Consider the following 16,203-nt stretch of genomic DNA (forward strand, 5'->3'; position numbering starts at 1 on the left):
CATGGCACGCTTGCGGATCGGTATTGTCGGCGCAAACGCCGAACGCGGCTGGGCGCGTGACGCCCACCTCCGCGCCATCCGGGCCATCCCCGATCTTGAGATCGCTGCCGTTTCGGCGCGGACCCAGACAATTGCCGATCAGGCCGCCACCCTGTTCGGGGCGGCCAGCGCCTATGACGATTCCCACGCGCTCGCGCACGACCCGCAGATCGATATCGTTGCCGTCACCGTCAAGGTGCCCGAGCACCGCGCCATCGTCATGGCCGCCATAGCTGCGGGCAAGCATGTTTATTGCGAATGGCCGCTCGGTCGCGATCTCGCCGAGACGCAGGAGATGGCCGACGCCGCGCGCGCCGCCGGTGTCCATGTCGCCATCGGGTTGCAGGGCGCCAATGCCTGGGCGGTGCGACATGCCGCAGCGCTGCTAGGTGAGGGTGTGATCGGGCGGCCGCTTTCGTTGCGGGTGGTCTCCCCCACTGCCGGATGGGGTGCAGCATCGCCCGCCAACTATGCCTATTTGCAGGACAAGGCGAACGGCGCGACCCTGTCCACGATCGCCGGCGGCCACACGCTCGCCGCGATCGAGGCCGTCATCGGCAGCTATGCCGAAGTCGGTGCGCGCGCGAGCATTCTGACCGACACGATGACGATCATGGGCACCCAGGAGAGCGTGGCCCGCACCTGTGCCGATCATCTGCTCGTCTTCGGCCAGCACGCCAGCGGTTGTGTGTCGTCGATGGAAATCATTGGCGGGGTCACCGATGTGCCCTTCCAGTTTGACCTGCGCGGCGACAAGGGAAGCGTGAAAATTACCGGCGATCATCCCGGCGGTTATCAGGTCGCCGAGCTGACCGTGACGACGTCGCCCCCTGCAGCGCCGCAGCCCGCCCCCGTGGTGGCCGGCGTGCGCACGCCATCGACCAATGTCGCCGAGCTATGGGCCCGATTTGCAAACGATATATCGACCGGCACGCGGACGGTGCCCGATTTCGACCGCGCTGTACGACTGACCCGCCTTCTTGATGCCATTGATGTGTCTTCTGATCAGGGCCGGGTCATCTCACTGGAGATTGTCTGACCATGGCCAACGCGCTTCAGCTCGTCCTCTCGAATCCGACCCCCGGCATGGAAACCGAATTCAACCACTGGTACGGCGGCGACCATCTTATCCATGGCGTCGAGACGCCCGGCATCCTGTCCGGCCAGCGATTTCGCCGGACCGAAGGGCCATGGCCATCGGGTGTCCATGACTACATGATGATCTGGGAGCTCGACGACCCGGCGTTTTCGCTCGCCGAGCTCGCAAAAATCAAGGGCACCGACACCATGCCGATCAGCCCGGCGATCAACATGGACACGGTTCAGCCGCCGACGATGTGGCGGCGTGCCGAGATCCGCAGCGCGGCGCGAATCGCGACCGACAGCGGGTCGCGCCAGACCGTGATTTTCGGGCTCTATAATGCTGCCGACGGCGCCGGAGACGCATTTGCCCAGGCATTGCTTGCGGGCGGCCTTATGACGCTTGCCGACCAGCCCGGCGTCATTTCAGCCGAATATCTCACGCTCGCCGATGAACAGATCAGGGGCAATTGCCGCAAATATCCGCATGGCATTTTGATCGAATTGCATGACGAGGCGGCGGGACTGGCCGCGCTGGCTGATAAACTCGCCGCCCTGCCCTATGCCGACCCCGCGCGCTGGATGGCCATTGTCTTTCGGCCGCTGGGGGCCAGGACCACCAAGGCCGATGTCGAAAGGCTGACGGAACCGGCATGAGCTGGACCATGCGCAAGGACCCGAGCGGCCTGTCGGTCCGCTCATCGGCAGCGGCAATCGCGCGATACCGCGCCGAAGGACATTGGCGCGACGCAACGCTTGTCGATGCGGCGCAAGCGGCGGTTGCCGACGCCCCCGACCGGGTCCTACTGGTCGAAGGCGAGACGCGGCTGACCCGCGCCGAGGCTTGGGACCGTGCGCTGCGCCTTGCCGCCTTCTTTCGCACGCGCGGGCTGAAACCGGGCGACGTCGTCTCTCTGCAACTGCCCAACTGGACCGAGACTGCGATCATTGCGCTGGCGGCGCGGATGTCGGGGCTTATCATCAACCCGATCCCGCCAATCTATCGAGAAAGCGAGCTTGGCTACATCCTCGGCAATTGCCGCGCGAAGATGATCTTCGTACCGGAAGTTTTCCGCAAGCACGACCATGTGGCGACGATCGCGGGGCTTCGCGCCGCCCTGCCCGATCTGCGCGACGTCGTCGTGGTGCGGGGCGACATCGTGCAGACCAAGGGAACGCAGGACTGGCATACAGCGCTGTCGCACCCGCCAATCGACGACGCCGATCTGCCCATCATTGACCCCGCATCGGTGATGATGGCGATGTACACCTCAGGGACAACGGGCCGACCCAAGGGCGTGCTCCACACCCACTACAGCTTCGATAACCGGGTTCGGGCAATGGGCGAGGCCTGGGGAATCGGTCCCGGCGATACCGTGTTCATGCCGTCGCCCGTCACCCACATCACCGGCGCTTTCTGGGCGTTCGACATGCCCTGGGTGCGCGGTTGCGCGAGCGTCCTGATCGATGTGTGGAACGCCGAAGACGGCATCCGCTGCATTGTCGACAACCGCTGCACGGTCAGCGGCGGCGCGACACCCTTCCTGCAGCAATTCCTCGATCTTGCCCGCGACCGGCCCGACGCACTCGCCTCGCTGCGGCTGTTCTTTTGCGGCGGCACGACAGTATCGCCCAGCCTGATCCGCGAAGCCAGCGACACGTTCCCCGGCTGCCTGTTCTTTCGCGCCTATGGATCGACCGAAATGACGTGCGTGACGCTCGGCATCCAGAACCGGTCGCAGGCCGACATGGGGGCCGAAACCGATGGGCTTGTCCGTTACCCGGCCGAAGTCAGGCTCGTCGATGCCGATGACACCCCGGTGCCTGCGGGGGAAGAAGGCGAAATCCTTGCGCGTGGTCCGGGGTTGTTCGCGGGCTATCTCGATCCCGCCGACAACGACGGCAATTTCGACGACGACGGGTTCTTCCGGATGGGCGACCTTGGGCGCGTGGTCCACGGCGACTACCTTGTCATTACCGGGCGCAAAAAGGACATCATCATCCGCTCGGGCGAAAACATCAGCCCGAAGGAAGTCGAGGACGTGCTCGGCACGCATCCGGCTATAGCAGAAGTGGCGATTGTCGCCATGCCGAGTGCAGCGACGGGCGAAAAGGGTTGCGCCTTCATTATCTGTCGCCCCGACCACGCGATCGACCTGCCCGGCATCAAGACTTTCCTCGACAGCGCGGGGCTTGCCCGCCAGAAATTCCCCGAACATCTGGTGCTCGTCGACGACCTGCCCCGCGTTCCTTCGGGCAAGGTCAAAAAGGACGTTTTACGAACCCGCGCCCGCGAACTCTCTCAAGGACCGAATGCATGACTGAAACGCTCGTTCGCTACGAAGACCCAGCGCCCGGCGTCGCACGCATCGTGCTCGCCCGCGCCGACAAGCACAATGCGATCAACCCGAAGATGATATTCGCGGTCAACGATGCGTTCGACCGGGCGCTTGCCGATGACAGCGTCAAGGTGATCATCCTGGCCGCCGACGGGCGCAATTTCTCAGCCGGGCATGACATCACCGAGACAGTGGAAATGTACCAGGCCGACATGCAAGAGCGCAGCCCGCGCGTCAGCGGCTGGAGCGGCTTCAATGAGCCCGAAACGCACGGCTGGTATGCCGCCGAAAAAGAGGGCTATCTCGAATCGGCGCGACGCTGGCGCAATATTTCCAAGCCGACGATTTGTGCCGTGCAGGGCAAGTGCATTGCCGGGGCACTGATCTTTGCCTGGGTCTGCGACATCATCATTGCCTCCAAGAATGCGGTCTTTTCCGATCCCGTCGCTACTTTCGGCATGCCAAGCGTCGAATGGCTCGGGCACCCCTGGGAACTCGGGCCTCGTAAAGCCAAGGAATTTCTGTTCACCTCGGACAGCTGGTCAGCCGACGAAGCGCACCGGCTGGGCATGGTCAACCATGTCGTCGAGCTCGACGACCTCGCCGACTTTACACTCGCGATGGCCCAAAAGATCGCGACCAAGCCGAGTTTTGCACTCAAGCTCGCCAAAGAGGCGGTCAACAAGACGCTCGATATCCAGGGGCAGATGAACGCGATCGACGCGGCGTTCTACCTCCATCACCTCGGCCATACCCAGAATTTCCGGCTGTTCGGCTGGGGCATGGACCCGACCAATACCCCCGCGCTCGCCACGGTGCCGAAGAAGCCCGCGTAGAATCGACCGGGGGGGAACGGATGAACGCGCGCATGTCAGAGACAGCCACGACGGCCCAACCCAATAGCGGTCCATACGCCTGGTATGTCGTTGCCGTCCTGATCCTTGCCTACACATTTTCGTTCATCGACCGCCAGATTCTGACGCTGATGGTCGGGCCGATCCGGGCTACGCTCGGCATCAGCGATTTTCAGCTGAGCCTGCTCCATGGTCTCGCCTTCGCGCTGTTCTACTCGGTTCTCGGCATTCCCATCGGGATGATGGTCGACCGCAAAAAGCGCACCACGATTATCGCTATCGGTATCGCCGTCTGGAGCGTGATGACATCGCTGTGCGGCGTCGCGCAGAATTTCGTCCACCTGTTCGTGGCGCGCATGGGCGTCGGCGTGGGCGAGGCGGCGCTCTCGCCCGGTGCTTATTCGATGATCAGCGACTATTTTCCGCCGCATCAACGGCCGCGAGCGCTGAGCCTGTACACCAGTGCCGCCTATATCGGCGGCGGCATCGCCACGATGGCGGGCGGAGCGCTGATCGCACTGATGCCGCCACTCAATCTGCCTGGGGTCGGAACGTTGCAGCCATGGCAGGCGATATTCATTGTCGTCGGGCTGCCCGGACTGCTCGTGGCCCTACTGGTCGCCACGGTGCGAGAGCCACGGCGAACGGGGCTCAAGGTCGGGGCGCATCCCAATTTCAGCGAGGTCCGCGGGCATCTATCGACATGGCGGGGCGCCTATGGGCTCCTCATCATCGGCTATGCCGTGAGTGGGATCATGTGGAACGGCGCGATCGCGTGGATTCCAACCTATTTCATCCGCCACTTCGGCTGGACAGCGAGCCAGGTCAGCCTGCCCTATGGTCTGATCACGATCGGCGGCGGAGTCGGCGGGATCAATCTCGGCGGCTGGATCGCAACGCGTCTGCGCCAGCACGGCAGGCTCGATGCGAACATCATCGTTGGACTGATCGCGATCGCGGTCGCCATGCCGTCGGGAATTGCGGCGACATTTGCCGGAACACCCACGCTGGCACTCTTCCTGTTCACCATGTTCCTGTTCGGCTGCGCCATCCCCTGGGGCGGCGCGGTGGCGGCGCTCCAGGAAGTCACCCCCAACCAGATGCGCGGACAGGTTTCGGCGATCTACCTGTTCTGCCTCAGCTTGATCGGCATTGGCATCGGACCGACATTGGTAGCAGGCTTTACCGATCACTTGTTCGGCAACGACGCCGCGCTCGGCAAATCGATCGCCCTGACCATCGCGATCGCTGCGCCGGTTTCGGCACTGCTGCTGTCGCTCGCGCGCAAGCCTTATTGCCGTGCACTTGGCGCGGTCTCGTTCTAAGCGATTCAGCCTTTGCCCGGATAGACTGACAGGTCGCCGGCGTAGGCTATCCCGCCAGGCCAGAATTCGGTGCCGCTGATCTTGCGGAAGTAATGCACTGTGCGCGCCAGCGACCCCGCCGAGGAGCGTGGCTCCATCGCAATGCCGCTTGGGGAATGGCCCAGCGCCCGTGCGACGAAATCACCGATGGTGAACGGCAAATCATCAGTCTGCTGCGCCGTCATTACCAGCTGATCGCCGGGACAATAGCGGCGCGGCTCGACCTGGACATCTGACAAGCCGCCGCGCTTCATCGCAACATGGCCAGGGACGTTGGCGACCTCGACGCTGTGAACGTTTTCGTACCAGGTGTCATATTCGTCGAAGCGCCCCGCGATATAATTGCCGATCAAGATGCTGACCCCGGACAGCGGCTTGTCGCGCTGCCAGTTCGGGCTGCCCTTCCAGTCGCCGTAAAGCCGAAACGTGTAGAGGCGCTCAGTATCATCGTCGGCGATCAGCCCCGCATCGCGCGCATCGGCGATCAGCGGCCCAAGCGCGGGCAGATCGATAGCCGGTGTTGGCAGGTCGAAATCATAGACGCTCATGTAATGCCAGGGCTGCGCCTGATCGGGGATCATCTGGACCGGATCGATTTCGAACCGCTCCGCCGACTTGAACCCGCGCAGATGCATCAGGGCGCCGGCATGTGCGCCATCGAACCAGCGCGCATAGGCCTCGGCATTGCCGTCGGTCGTGTTGTGGAGGTGGAGTGTCGTGTGTAGCGCCATGGCGAGCCTCCCATGCCCTGGTCCGGTGATACTATCTCGACCGGCCTTGCAGGCAATATTGACATTGCGGCCTTTAGAATGAATTGCAAGACGCGCATTTCGTGAAAGCTCGATATGATCGAAAACGACGTTCCCGCAACGGCCATCACCGATCCGGCGCTGTTTGCCGACGACACCAAGCTGCACGGGATGCTCGCGCGGCTGCGCCGGAGCGACCCGTTTCCCTATGTCAAGGCCGAGGGCCATTCGCCGTTCTGGCTGGCGACGCGCCATGCCACGATCACTGCAATCGAACTCGATCCAAAACGCTTTATCAGCGCCCCGCGACAGGCGCTGTTCTCGCTAGCCCATATCGAGAAGAGCCGCGCGCTTGCAGGCGACAAGCCGCCCGCTGAGCGTATGCGAAATGTGACGGGCATGGATGGCGAGGACCATCGCGTCTACCGCGCAATCGCGCAATCGCATTTCATGTCGAAAGCGCTGAACGCCATCCGCGACGACATCGACGCGATAGCTTGCGAGTTCGTCGGTCGTATGGTTGCCAAGGGTGACACGTGCGATTTTGCGGGCGATATCGCGCTCGGCTATCCGCTGCGCGTTATCATGAGCATCCTGGGCGTCGCGCCCGAAGACGAGGCGCTGATGCTGCGCTTTACCCAACAATTGTTGACCAGCCAGGATCCTGAATTCAACGATGCCGAGGCAAACCCGCTCAAGGCGATGAGTGAGATGTTCTTATACTTCCAGCCGATCATCGCCGACCGCCGCGCCAAGCCGCGCGATGATATCGCCAGCGTCATCGCGAATGCGAAGGTCGACGGCGCTTATCTCGCTGACCGCGACGTCTTTGGCTATTTCCTGATCATAGCCACCGCAGGCCATGACACCACCAGTTACAGCCTGACCGGGGGCCTACTCGCGCTGCTCGAAAACCCCGAACAGCTCGGGAAGCTGCGCGCCGATCCTGCGTTGCTGCCGACGGCGATCGACGAGTTCATCCGCTGGACATCACCGGTCAAGCATTTCACCCGCACTTGCACCGAAGACTGCATCATCGACGGCAAGCAGATCCGCAAAGATGATATCGTGGTCCTGTCCTACCCCTCGGCCAACCGCGACGAAGCGATCTTCGACGATCCGTTCGTGTTCCGCGTCGACCGCAAGCCCAACCGCCACCTGGCCTTCGGTACCGGCCCGCATCTCTGCCTCGGCCAGCATCTGGCAAAGATGGAACTTTCCGCGTTCCTGCGCGAATTCCTCACTCGTATCGATCACCTCGAACTCGCGGGCGAACCGCGCCGTGTTCAATCTACCTTTGTCGGTGGTGTGAAGCGCCTGCCGATCCGTTACCGCTTTCGCTGAGCGCTGCTATTTGACGGGGAGCTTTGCGAACGCGGCATCCAGCGCGGCCAGCACGGCATCGGTAAAGACGTCCGGTTTGAATCCCTGAAGAGATTTCAGCGTCATGCCGTTCGCCATCCCCGATGCGACCGACGAGGACTTGGTAAACTCGGGGAGCTGTGCGTCGATGACGGCCTTGGCAGCGGGATCTGCGAGCAAGACCCCGATTTTCGTTGCGGCAGTGGTATAACGGCCTGCTACTGCGGTCTGTGCGGCTGGTGCAACCGCTGCCACCTTAGGAATTGCGACTTTTAGCACGACATTATCAGGATTGCCCACCTGCATCGCGCGCTGATAAGCAGCACGCGCCTTCACCCGCTCGTGCCATTTCAGCAGATTGGGATAAACCCCAGCGTCCACCTGCAGATTGGCGATGATGGTCATGACGATGTCGTACATGATGTCGGCCGCGGAAAAGTTGGCGCCGCCAAAATACGGGTGCGCGCTAATGAATTTCTCCATGAACAGGATGACGTCCATCGATCCCACCAGTTTCACGGGGCCGAGGATATTGGGCTGAAGCGTACCGCCGGTTCGCGCCAGCTTACCCAGATCGTTGCTCAGATGGGGCATCGCCGACCCTTCTGCAAAATGCATCCACATCTTGTATTTGGCGAAATCGGGAGAGGTTATGGCAGGCACCAGGCCGCCAGCGGCCCGAAACTGGGTGATCAGATACTCCATGATGCCACCGGACTCGACCAGCATCTCGCCGCGGAAGACCACGGTCGGCGCAACTGGCATATCGGGATTGATCTTTTTTAGGGCATTGAGCGATCCAAGCACATCGCCGCGTTTGTAAATCACTTCATAGGGGATGCCTGCCTCTTCGCAGAACCAGATGATGCGCTGCGACCGTCGCCCCTCGACATGGTAGATCGTGACCTTGTCGGTCACTTGTGCCGCCTCGGCGCCGCTCGCCACAAACATTGTCGCGGCCCCAAGGCCGACGGTTGCGATGGCGTCTCTTCTGGACAGCGACGTGGCTATTTCTTGGGCCATATGAAATTCCTCTCGAGTGGTCGGCGTGAGCGGGATCCTCGGCCTGGCGTCGGCCGATCGACCTTGGATTATTTTGACGGCAGCTTGCTAAAATCGGCGTCGGTCGCCGCCAAGGCCGCGTCGGTGAAAACGTCCGGCTTGAACTGCTTTAGATTTTTCAGCGTCATGCCGTTCGCCATGCCAGAAGCGACAGCACGGGATTTGACGAGCATCGGAAAGCGCCTTGCAATAACGGCCTTGGCAGCCGGATCAGCCAGCAGCGTCCCGATTTTTGTCACTGCGGTCGAGTAAGGGACAAGCGGCGTAGCGAGGGCGCTGACCGAGCCGCCAGCAGCCGCAAGCGCTGCCCAAAGCAAGAACTTCCTCACGGCGATTCTCCATACGTGCAAGGGTCAGCGCAACTCTTGCCCAAACACCTTGGCACCTCTTAATCTATTCCAACTGAACTAGATTGATGCCTAGGCAATGCACGGGTCGATCGCAAGCGCAAAGTGGCTCAGACGCCCTAGGCCGGGGCGCTTGATCCGACCGCATAGGCGTGCAGGATTGCGGTGCTGTGAATCCGCATCGTGCGCTTCAACCACAGCAGATTTTCCGGCGTCATGTCCCAGCCGATGTCCCTTAGCCGAGCCCGCCTGACATAAAGATTGGTAAGTTGTCCGTTCGCGAGACCCGCAACGATCAGGGCCGACCGCGCATCGAGCGTGTTCCCGCTGATCTGCATCATCATTTTTGTGAAGCATGCCATCATTCGACGCGCCGCCGTTCCGTCTCCTGCGAGGCTGCCGGCCCCGCCTTCGGACGGAAGGTCGTGCCGGATCATGAACAGTGCCGCCACACCCTCGTCTGCACCGCCCATCAGAGTATCGATGAGCGCCTCCTGTAGAGCACAGAAGCTATCGATCAGGTGTTCGACATCGACACGGTCGCCCTCGAGCCTCGATTCAGCCTGCTGAAGGGCGGGTTCCATCCGCTTGAAAGTGAGCGCTTGGATATGTTCGAGACAGGCGATGTACAGGCCTTGCTTGTTCTGGAAATAATAACGAAGCGATGCCGGAGGTACGTGGGCCGCAGCGGCAATGTCGCGCGTTGTGACGCTATCGAAACCCTTGGTCCCGAACAGATTTATGGCGACGGTCAATATGCGTGCGCGCGTCTCGTCTCCCCGTGCATAACCAGCTACTACTTTGCGGCGCATCTTGGCTCGTCTCCTTCGGCGCTCCTTATGACAGCGCGCGCCCCAATTTGAAGACAGGCCGTAACGCCCTGGGGGCACGCAGTGATGAACAAAGACATTGGGTCCGCTGTCGCAGCGGCGACAGCGGACCCAATGTCTCGTCTTTCGTTGGGTGACTTACCAGTTGAAGCGGAACGTCGCGCCGAATTCGCGGCGCGGAGTCAGGGCGACACTGCGATAACCCGTGCTGCTCGCCACGCCGAGAGCAGTGGCCGACTGGGCTTCCGACGGCGTCGCGATTTCCGACACGCCTTGTGCCACCAGCTTCTGGACGTTGGTCAGGTTGCGGGCGTACGCACCGATGTCCCATTTTCCGTCATGGCTGCGGAGGCCCAGAAACAGGTTGATCAGGCCATAGCCTTCGGTGCTGAAACCACTCGGCCCCGGTGCAAAGTCGTTCTTCGGCGTGTAGGATACCAGCGTCCGGATATACCCGTCGGTATAGCTAGAAACCGGCGCATTATATTCTGCCTGCATCGAGGCATTCCAGTCCGACTGATAGGCCAACGCCGCGCTCGATCGGCAATAGCGCACGGCTTCGGTGCCGAAGCTCGCAACGGTGGCAACACCGCTGTCCGCGATACCATCACCGTTCGAATCGTTACAGGGTACCAGCGCGTTTGACAGTCGCCCGCGAGCATAGTTCAAATTGCCGGAAATCGAAAACTGGCGTGACGGCCGGTAGGCCAATTCGATGTCGAACCCTTTGACTTTACCGTCGGCATTCGTCGACAAAGAGGTCGCCGTGGCAACGGCCAGCGCCGTCCCGGTGTTGTTGATATAGGGCACTCCGATCGAGGAAAACAGAAAGCCTTTGTAGTCCTGATAAAAGCCCGCCAGGTTGACCGATAGTTTGCGATCGAGGAAGGACATCTTCAATCCCGCCTCGAAATTGTTCGATGTTTCCGACTTTGTTACCGCGAACTGCGTGATGCGCGGGTCGGTCGATTGCAGGTTCAAATTGTTGGTGCTCGGGCGCCAGCTGTGCCCGAAGCTGGCATAGGCCGTAATATCGTCGGTAAACCGGTGGGTCAGTGAAGCGTTGTACACCCACGCATGTTCTTTGCCGACGATCGGGTTTGACGTGTAGAGTGTCCGTCCCGCGATCGGCAAATCGCATTGTCCCGGAATGAACGTTGAGGCAAACGCCGGTCCTGCGCCTTGCTGGGGAATAAAGGCGCATTGCGCCACCGGCGCCCCGGTTGCCGAAAGGCCCTGCGTCAGCGTACCGGTCTGGTCGCTGCTCTGGGTGTAATCAACGTAGCGCGCGCCAACAAAAAGGTCGGTTTTTGGTGTGATGTGGAAGGTGGAGTTGGCGTAAATCGCCTTGTTTTCCCAGCTTACAGGGAAAACTCCCTTTAGCGTCAGGCTGTAATTGTAATTGAACGCATTGAGGCTGGGCGCTCGGGGATTGCCATAGGTTCCCGCAAGGAAGAAAACGCGTGCGTCGACGATGTTTTCCGACTTGGTCCTCTCATAATAAAGACCGACACCATAATCCCAGAATGTCGCGCCTGTCGTCTCAAAGCGGAGTTCCTGTGTGACCAGTTCCGAACGCCCATCGAGTTGCCTCGGCTCGGGATCGGGCTGGGGTATCGGATAGAAATGGCCGGTGTTGGTACCGCCAGAATTGATGTTGCGGGTCTTGTTATACTCGCCGACATAGACAATTCGGTGTGTGCCCAGATCGAGGCTGACCTGGCCGATCAAGTTCTGATGATATTCTTCGCGGACGGCCATCGAATCGCTCACCGACAACCGGTCGAACGCGCTGATCGCGGGGCCATTAAAATTCGCGGCCAGCCGCTGTGCCACTGGGTTGACGGGGGTGCTCGGCCCTCGGTAGCCGGTCCCCGCAACCTGATACAAGGTGCCGCGTTTGGACGAAAAGTCCTGATACAGGATATTTATGTCCAGCTCTTCGACGGGCTGGAACCGGACCGACGCGCGCCAGCTGTTTAATTCCTGATAGGGTTTGCGACCGAGGAAGAGGCTGCGGATGCCGTCATTTTCGTTTCGATCGAGAATGCCCGCCAGTCGAACTGCTAGCTTACCCTCGACGATAGGGACGCTGATGGCCCCCTCGCCGCGCAGCTGGTTAAGAGTGGATGCCGCCAGCGACACATAACCGGTGATCCGCGAAAGGTCGGGCCGTTTGGTGGTAAAGGTGATGGCGCCCGACGACGACGGACGCCCGCGCAACGTGCCCTGCGGCCCGCGCAGCACTTCGACCTGACCGATATCGTAAAGTGCCTGATAGACCATGACGTCGCTGACGGGCGCTTCGTTCAGATAGGTCTGAACGGTGGGATCGAGGCGGCCGCCAGCCTCGCCTCTCGCCGCGCCACGAAGCGCGAGCACTGGGGTTGTCCCGGGTGTGCGTGCCGAAAAAGTCAGGCCCGGAACCACCGCCGTCAAATCGGAACCGTTGAACAGGTTCAAATCCTTCAGCTTCTGGTCAGTGACGGCGGTTACCGTCATCGGCACGTCCTGAAGTGTTTCCTCCTTGCGCCGCGCGGTGACGATGATGTCGTTCGTACTGACTGTCTCGGCGGCGTCAGGTTTGGTTGACTGCGCCTGGGCCTGAGCTTGCGGAATCCAAATCCCGGCAAGCGCGACACCCAGACCAAGCGACCTTTTGAATTCAATCCGGCGCATAATCACTCCCCTATTTGCCACACGTCGTGGCAGCGTGTGGCGAGCGAAGTTCTTGCCCCTGCTCATCCGTCCAACGCCTCGCAGCGTGCCGGCAGATTTATTCCAAATGAATGCAATGTGTCAATTGCAATAAATTCTGGCCGGTCCGCTTCAGCGACCATTCAATGCACGACGTGCGCCGCGGCAATGCGCGATCCCCTGCCAAGCCGACCGCCATGGCGCGAGAATGTTGCCCAAGCCTCGCCAGTCGGCGACATGCCAAGATACGCCTCGGCCTCCGACGGCGATTCCCCTTCGGCCAGTGTCGGATCGTCCGCACTGTCGAGATCGACCGAACGAAATTGCGGGGTTGGACTGGCGCCGTTGAAGGACTCCGACAGATAGGAGTGCCAGACACCGTAACCCGACACGATCCAGCGACGGGGATTGGCGCGCGCCGTGGTATTCGTCGAGCTGATCACGATATGCCCTGGCGCGCCGGCAACGATATTGACGTTGTTGTTGTTGAATTTGGCGCCCGTCGGCATGACCCGAACCGGTGCAGACCATGTTCTGGCCTTGTCATGCGAGACGACGAGATAGGCTTGACTGTCGCGGTCGTCGTTCCAGACAGCGTAGACCGTGCCATCCGCATCGACCGCGACGCGCTGCTGCCCGGTCATAGAGGTACAGGCGCGCGAATTGGGAATTGGCTGTTGACGCCAAGTCTCGCCGAAATTCTCGCTTACCGCGATCATTGCGCGGCAGAGATTGCCGGGGATGAACGGATAAGTCGCGTTTGTCGTTCGCGCCGGATCGAAGCCGATGAACTCGGGATAATCGAAATAAAGCGTGCCGTCGGGGGCAGAGACGCCTGCCCCCGACTCGGTCGTGACCGATGCCGGGTTAGCCAGCTTCGTCCATGTCCCGCCACCGTCGCGCGACCGGAAGACAGGACGCAACCCGCCGACCAGCCTGGGCGCAACGCCTAAGAAGTAAACCGACCGTCCTTGCGCGCCCGCCGGATCATGACCGGTCACCAGTCGGCCCCAGTCATAGGTGCCACAGCCGGTCGTGCTGCCGTGCCAGGTCGCGCCAAGATCGTCGGTCCACGACACAACCGCGCCGCCCTTCATGAACCCGCAGGATCCGGCGCTGTTACTTGTGACGTACCAGACACGGTCGGTCACTGGATCGATATGGACATAACCGTGCACACCCTTGGCATGGCTGTCGCCATTGGCATGCGGCGGCGGCGTAATTGCTTGCCAATTGCGGCCGTGGTCGGTCGAACGCAATACGCCCGCCGCGTTGCGCCCGATAAACAGCACGCCCGCCCGCGTGACCTGAATAGAAGGCGACTGGTCGTAAATGCCCGTGTCGTAGCGACAGCCCCGCGCGTCTGTCTTCGCTGCGGGCGCGTCGCCCGTAACGCTCTGGCGGACCATCGCCGCGCAATAAGGCGGGCGTTTCGGTTCGGGCGGCTTGACCGGCCCGGGGGCCAGCCTGATCGCAACGATGCCGATGACCAGAGTGGCCATTGCCGCCGTCGCGATCCGCACCAGACGTAACATCTTCGGATCGCGGATCGACATCTATCGGCGAACCAAGCGACCGAGCACGCCCCGTGCGTTCCCCTTCGGCACGGTTGCGACGAACGCCCCCCACAGCGAGCCATCGGGCGCCCAGCGCGCGATCGTGTATTCCTGCGGTCCGCTCGCCCAGCAGCAGGCTTCGGGCATCAGCGGTCGGCCAGCACGGGTAACGGAGGCGGTTTCGAATGTCGGGCGCGATGCTGTCGGATCGTCGCTGACCGCGAGATAGCCGGTCCAGCTCTGCCGGTCGGTGCTTCCGTAATAGGAGACGCCCAGCTTTCCCTCAGGCGTCACCGTCACCGCCGTCAGGACCGATTGCACAACGCCGGGCGGATTGAGCCGGACAGGCTGACTCCAGTTCAGCCCCTTGTTGCCCGACCACGACAGCACCGGCAGATAGGCTTCATCGTTCCACACGAGGTAGAGCCGACCTGCGCCGTCGATCGCCAATGCATCGCTGAACTGCGACTCGGCCATTTCTGCCGGCACAGCATTGGGCCGCCCGCTCATTATCTGCTTGCGCCAGGCCGGAGACGCCAGTGCCATCAGAACGCCCTTGGCCGATTCCAGCCGTGCGACGGGCCGATGAGTCCAGCTTTTTCCTTCATCGCGCGATATCGCGACTTCGACATATCCGCAGAAGTGCACCGGAAGATAGATCGTCCCGTCGCGCGGGTCGACGATGCCACGACCGGTTCCCGAACCCTTTGGCTGGGTGACGTCTCTGCAATCGCCTTGCTTGAACGGATCGGTTCCTGTGGCCTTAAAGTTACGACCGCCATCGACCGACTTGAAGCAGCGCGCGCCGGTCACAAACCCGCCGGGCTGGGTCATATTGCAATAATAGATGTTGGTCGGATATCCGGACGTCCTCGGCAAGACGGGAACGCCCGAAAACACGCGGTTCCAGTCATATCGTTCGGACGAGTCAAACGTTCCCTTATGCCAGGTTATGCCCTTGTCATCGCTGGCAAAAACAGGGGTATCGCCAAGGGCGCTGTAGAAAAAGCGGTCGGTTACCGGATCGAGATAGCCGTCAGGAATTCCGTCGCGCGTACCGGGAGGCAACGGTCGGCGGGTCCAGCTGGCACCGTCATCCGACGATACGGCGATGCCCGCCGGACCCGTCACGACCGAGCGCAGCAGGGTACCGTCGCGCGTGATCGCGAGGCCGGGCTCTCCTGACGCCATGGAGGTATCGGCCAGACAGGGTTCGTATATGCCGCTGCCGGTCACCGCGCCACCCGAATGACGCACGGTGCGACGGTCGGCATGGCATCCGGTTTCGAGCGGCGAGAACACGGGCCAGTCTGGCTTGTTTTGGAGCACTGCCGGGACGACGAACGCCGCAAGCAACGCCGCAATACCCGCGAGCCCGAGCATGACTGGCGCGCCGCCGCGCCGTTGGGCAGCGTCCGGCATCAGGTTGAAACGGAATGAGCGGACTTCAGTTCGGCATTCGACGGCACGGGTGCCGATCGTCCCAGTGCCATCCACATGATCGCCGCCGATATGTACGCAAACGCAACGATGGCAACATAGGTCGACACCGCGACGTCGAGCACCGACGCAAGGGCACATGCGAATCCTGCGCCGACTGCAGGTGCAATCATAAAAGCGAGATTACCTGTCAGATTGAACCACCGACAGACGAGCGCGATCGGAAATGCCAGAACGAAGGTGATGATGCTCGACAGTAGCAACGTGAAAATCAGTGTGATGATGAAGGCGGTGATCGCGCTGGTAAAGCTCCCGCCGCCCGGCCCTTGCGTCAGGAACTGGATCGCGACGAGCACGACGAAGCCCATTGTGTAGATCAGCGCGTTAATGATCCCGGCCATGAAGACCGAGGTTGCGACTGCCAACATGCTCGGTTTCCGCATCCGCCCCCCCCCCTGTCGGTGCCGACCTGCACCTTATCGCC

Annotated in this window: 14 protein-coding genes; 6 read left to right on the plus strand and 8 right to left on the minus strand. The window is 61.5% G+C overall.

The window, feature by feature from the left end:
* The first annotated feature begins 1 nt into the window (after position 1).
* Genes M0209_RS05875 through M0209_RS05895 form a run of 5 tightly spaced genes read left to right on the plus strand, consistent with a single transcriptional unit; the run spans position 2 to position 5,637 of the window.
* Positions 2 to 1,078, plus strand: coding sequence for a Gfo/Idh/MocA family protein (locus M0209_RS05875; protein ID WP_258887356.1), 1,077 nt, complete (start codon positions 2 to 4; stop codon positions 1,076 to 1,078).
* A gap of 2 nt (positions 1,079 to 1,080) precedes the next feature.
* The gene (locus M0209_RS05880) at positions 1,081 to 1,776 is read left to right on the plus strand and encodes a hypothetical protein (RefSeq protein WP_258887357.1); all 696 of its coding nucleotides are present in this window, start codon (positions 1,081 to 1,083) and stop codon (positions 1,774 to 1,776) included.
* Positions 1,773 to 3,440 (plus strand): AMP-binding protein, encoded by a 1,668-nt coding sequence (locus tag M0209_RS05885; protein WP_258887358.1) that lies wholly within the window; start codon positions 1,773 to 1,775, stop codon positions 3,438 to 3,440. Before M0209_RS05880 ends, M0209_RS05885 begins: the two co-directional genes overlap by 4 nt.
* Positions 3,437 to 4,294 carry an enoyl-CoA hydratase gene (locus tag M0209_RS05890; protein ID WP_258887359.1) on the plus strand — a complete coding sequence of 286 codons (858 nt, stop codon included), beginning with the start codon at positions 3,437 to 3,439 and terminating at the stop codon, positions 4,292 to 4,294. Before M0209_RS05885 ends, M0209_RS05890 begins: the two co-directional genes overlap by 4 nt.
* 32 nt (positions 4,295 to 4,326) lie before the next feature.
* Positions 4,327 to 5,637, plus strand: coding sequence for an MFS transporter (locus M0209_RS05895; protein ID WP_258887360.1), 1,311 nt, complete (start codon positions 4,327 to 4,329; stop codon positions 5,635 to 5,637).
* A gap of 5 nt (positions 5,638 to 5,642) precedes the next feature.
* Here the strand turns inward: M0209_RS05895 and M0209_RS05900 are convergent, their stop codons facing one another.
* Positions 5,643 to 6,407, minus strand: coding sequence for a hypothetical protein (locus tag M0209_RS05900; protein WP_258887361.1), 765 nt, complete (start codon positions 6,405 to 6,407; stop codon positions 5,643 to 5,645).
* Between the two features lie 114 nt (positions 6,408 to 6,521).
* Between M0209_RS05900 and M0209_RS05905 the strand changes: the two genes are divergently transcribed.
* Positions 6,522 to 7,769 (plus strand): cytochrome P450, encoded by a 1,248-nt coding sequence (locus tag M0209_RS05905; RefSeq protein ID WP_258887362.1) that lies wholly within the window; start codon positions 6,522 to 6,524, stop codon positions 7,767 to 7,769.
* Positions 7,770 to 7,775: 6 nt separating this feature from the next.
* Here the strand turns inward: M0209_RS05905 and M0209_RS05910 are convergent, their stop codons facing one another.
* The 7 genes from M0209_RS05910 to M0209_RS05940 all read right to left on the minus strand — a co-directional run bounded on the left by M0209_RS05910 (position 7,776) and on the right by M0209_RS05940 (position 16,147).
* Positions 7,776 to 8,705, minus strand: coding sequence for a glutathione S-transferase family protein (locus M0209_RS05910; protein WP_258887363.1), 930 nt, complete (start codon positions 8,703 to 8,705; stop codon positions 7,776 to 7,778).
* A gap of 173 nt (positions 8,706 to 8,878) precedes the next feature.
* On the minus strand, positions 8,879 to 9,178 hold the full coding sequence (locus M0209_RS05915; protein ID WP_258887364.1) for a hypothetical protein: 300 nt from the start codon (positions 9,176 to 9,178) through the stop codon (positions 8,879 to 8,881).
* 137 nt (positions 9,179 to 9,315) lie between these two features.
* Positions 9,316 to 10,008, minus strand: a complete 693-nt coding sequence (locus M0209_RS05920; RefSeq protein ID WP_258887365.1) for a TetR/AcrR family transcriptional regulator — start codon at positions 10,006 to 10,008, stop codon at positions 9,316 to 9,318.
* Between the two features lie 156 nt (positions 10,009 to 10,164).
* Positions 10,165 to 12,771, minus strand: coding sequence for a TonB-dependent receptor (locus tag M0209_RS05925; RefSeq protein ID WP_258887366.1), 2,607 nt, complete (start codon positions 12,769 to 12,771; stop codon positions 10,165 to 10,167).
* A gap of 95 nt (positions 12,772 to 12,866) precedes the next feature.
* A complete protein-coding gene (locus M0209_RS05930) occupies positions 12,867 to 14,279 on the minus strand; it encodes a sialidase family protein (protein WP_258887367.1) in 1,413 nt (470 codons plus the stop codon).
* Positions 14,280 to 15,701 carry a sialidase family protein gene (locus tag M0209_RS05935; protein WP_258887368.1) on the minus strand — a complete coding sequence of 474 codons (1,422 nt, stop codon included), beginning with the start codon at positions 15,699 to 15,701 and terminating at the stop codon, positions 14,280 to 14,282.
* On the minus strand, positions 15,701 to 16,147 hold the full coding sequence (locus M0209_RS05940; protein ID WP_258887369.1) for a hypothetical protein: 447 nt from the start codon (positions 16,145 to 16,147) through the stop codon (positions 15,701 to 15,703). Before M0209_RS05940 ends, M0209_RS05935 begins: the two co-directional genes overlap by 1 nt.
* Between the last annotated feature and the right edge of the window lie 56 nt (positions 16,148 to 16,203).

The sequence above is a fragment of the Sphingomonas sp. SUN039 genome, assembly GCF_024758725.1.
Taxonomy (GTDB): Bacteria; Pseudomonadota; Alphaproteobacteria; order Sphingomonadales; family Sphingomonadaceae; genus Sphingomonas_O.

What these genes read in the sequence shown, in the direction of transcription:
- M0209_RS05940 (WP_258887369.1), bottom strand. Translation starts at nt 16,147, where the DNA reads ATGTTGGCAGTCGCAACCTCGGTCTTCATGGCCGGGATCATTAACGCG.
- M0209_RS05880 (WP_258887357.1), top strand. Translation starts at nt 1,081, where the DNA reads ATGGCCAACGCGCTTCAGCTCGTCCTCTCGAATCCGACCCCCGGCATG.
- M0209_RS05920 (WP_258887365.1), bottom strand. Translation starts at nt 10,008, where the DNA reads ATGCGCCGCAAAGTAGTAGCTGGTTATGCACGGGGAGACGAGACGCGC.
- M0209_RS05900 (WP_258887361.1), bottom strand. Translation starts at nt 6,407, where the DNA reads ATGGCGCTACACACGACACTCCACCTCCACAACACGACCGACGGCAAT.
- M0209_RS05875 (WP_258887356.1), top strand. Translation starts at nt 2, where the DNA reads ATGGCACGCTTGCGGATCGGTATTGTCGGCGCAAACGCCGAACGCGGC.
- M0209_RS05905 (WP_258887362.1), top strand. Translation starts at nt 6,522, where the DNA reads ATGATCGAAAACGACGTTCCCGCAACGGCCATCACCGATCCGGCGCTG.
- M0209_RS05885 (WP_258887358.1), top strand. Translation starts at nt 1,773, where the DNA reads ATGAGCTGGACCATGCGCAAGGACCCGAGCGGCCTGTCGGTCCGCTCA.
- M0209_RS05930 (WP_258887367.1), bottom strand. Translation starts at nt 14,279, where the DNA reads ATGTCGATCCGCGATCCGAAGATGTTACGTCTGGTGCGGATCGCGACG.
- M0209_RS05935 (WP_258887368.1), bottom strand. Translation starts at nt 15,701, where the DNA reads ATGCCGGACGCTGCCCAACGGCGCGGCGGCGCGCCAGTCATGCTCGGG.
- M0209_RS05925 (WP_258887366.1), bottom strand. Translation starts at nt 12,771, where the DNA reads ATGAGCAGGGGCAAGAACTTCGCTCGCCACACGCTGCCACGACGTGTG.
- M0209_RS05895 (WP_258887360.1), top strand. Translation starts at nt 4,327, where the DNA reads ATGTCAGAGACAGCCACGACGGCCCAACCCAATAGCGGTCCATACGCC.
- M0209_RS05890 (WP_258887359.1), top strand. Translation starts at nt 3,437, where the DNA reads ATGACTGAAACGCTCGTTCGCTACGAAGACCCAGCGCCCGGCGTCGCA.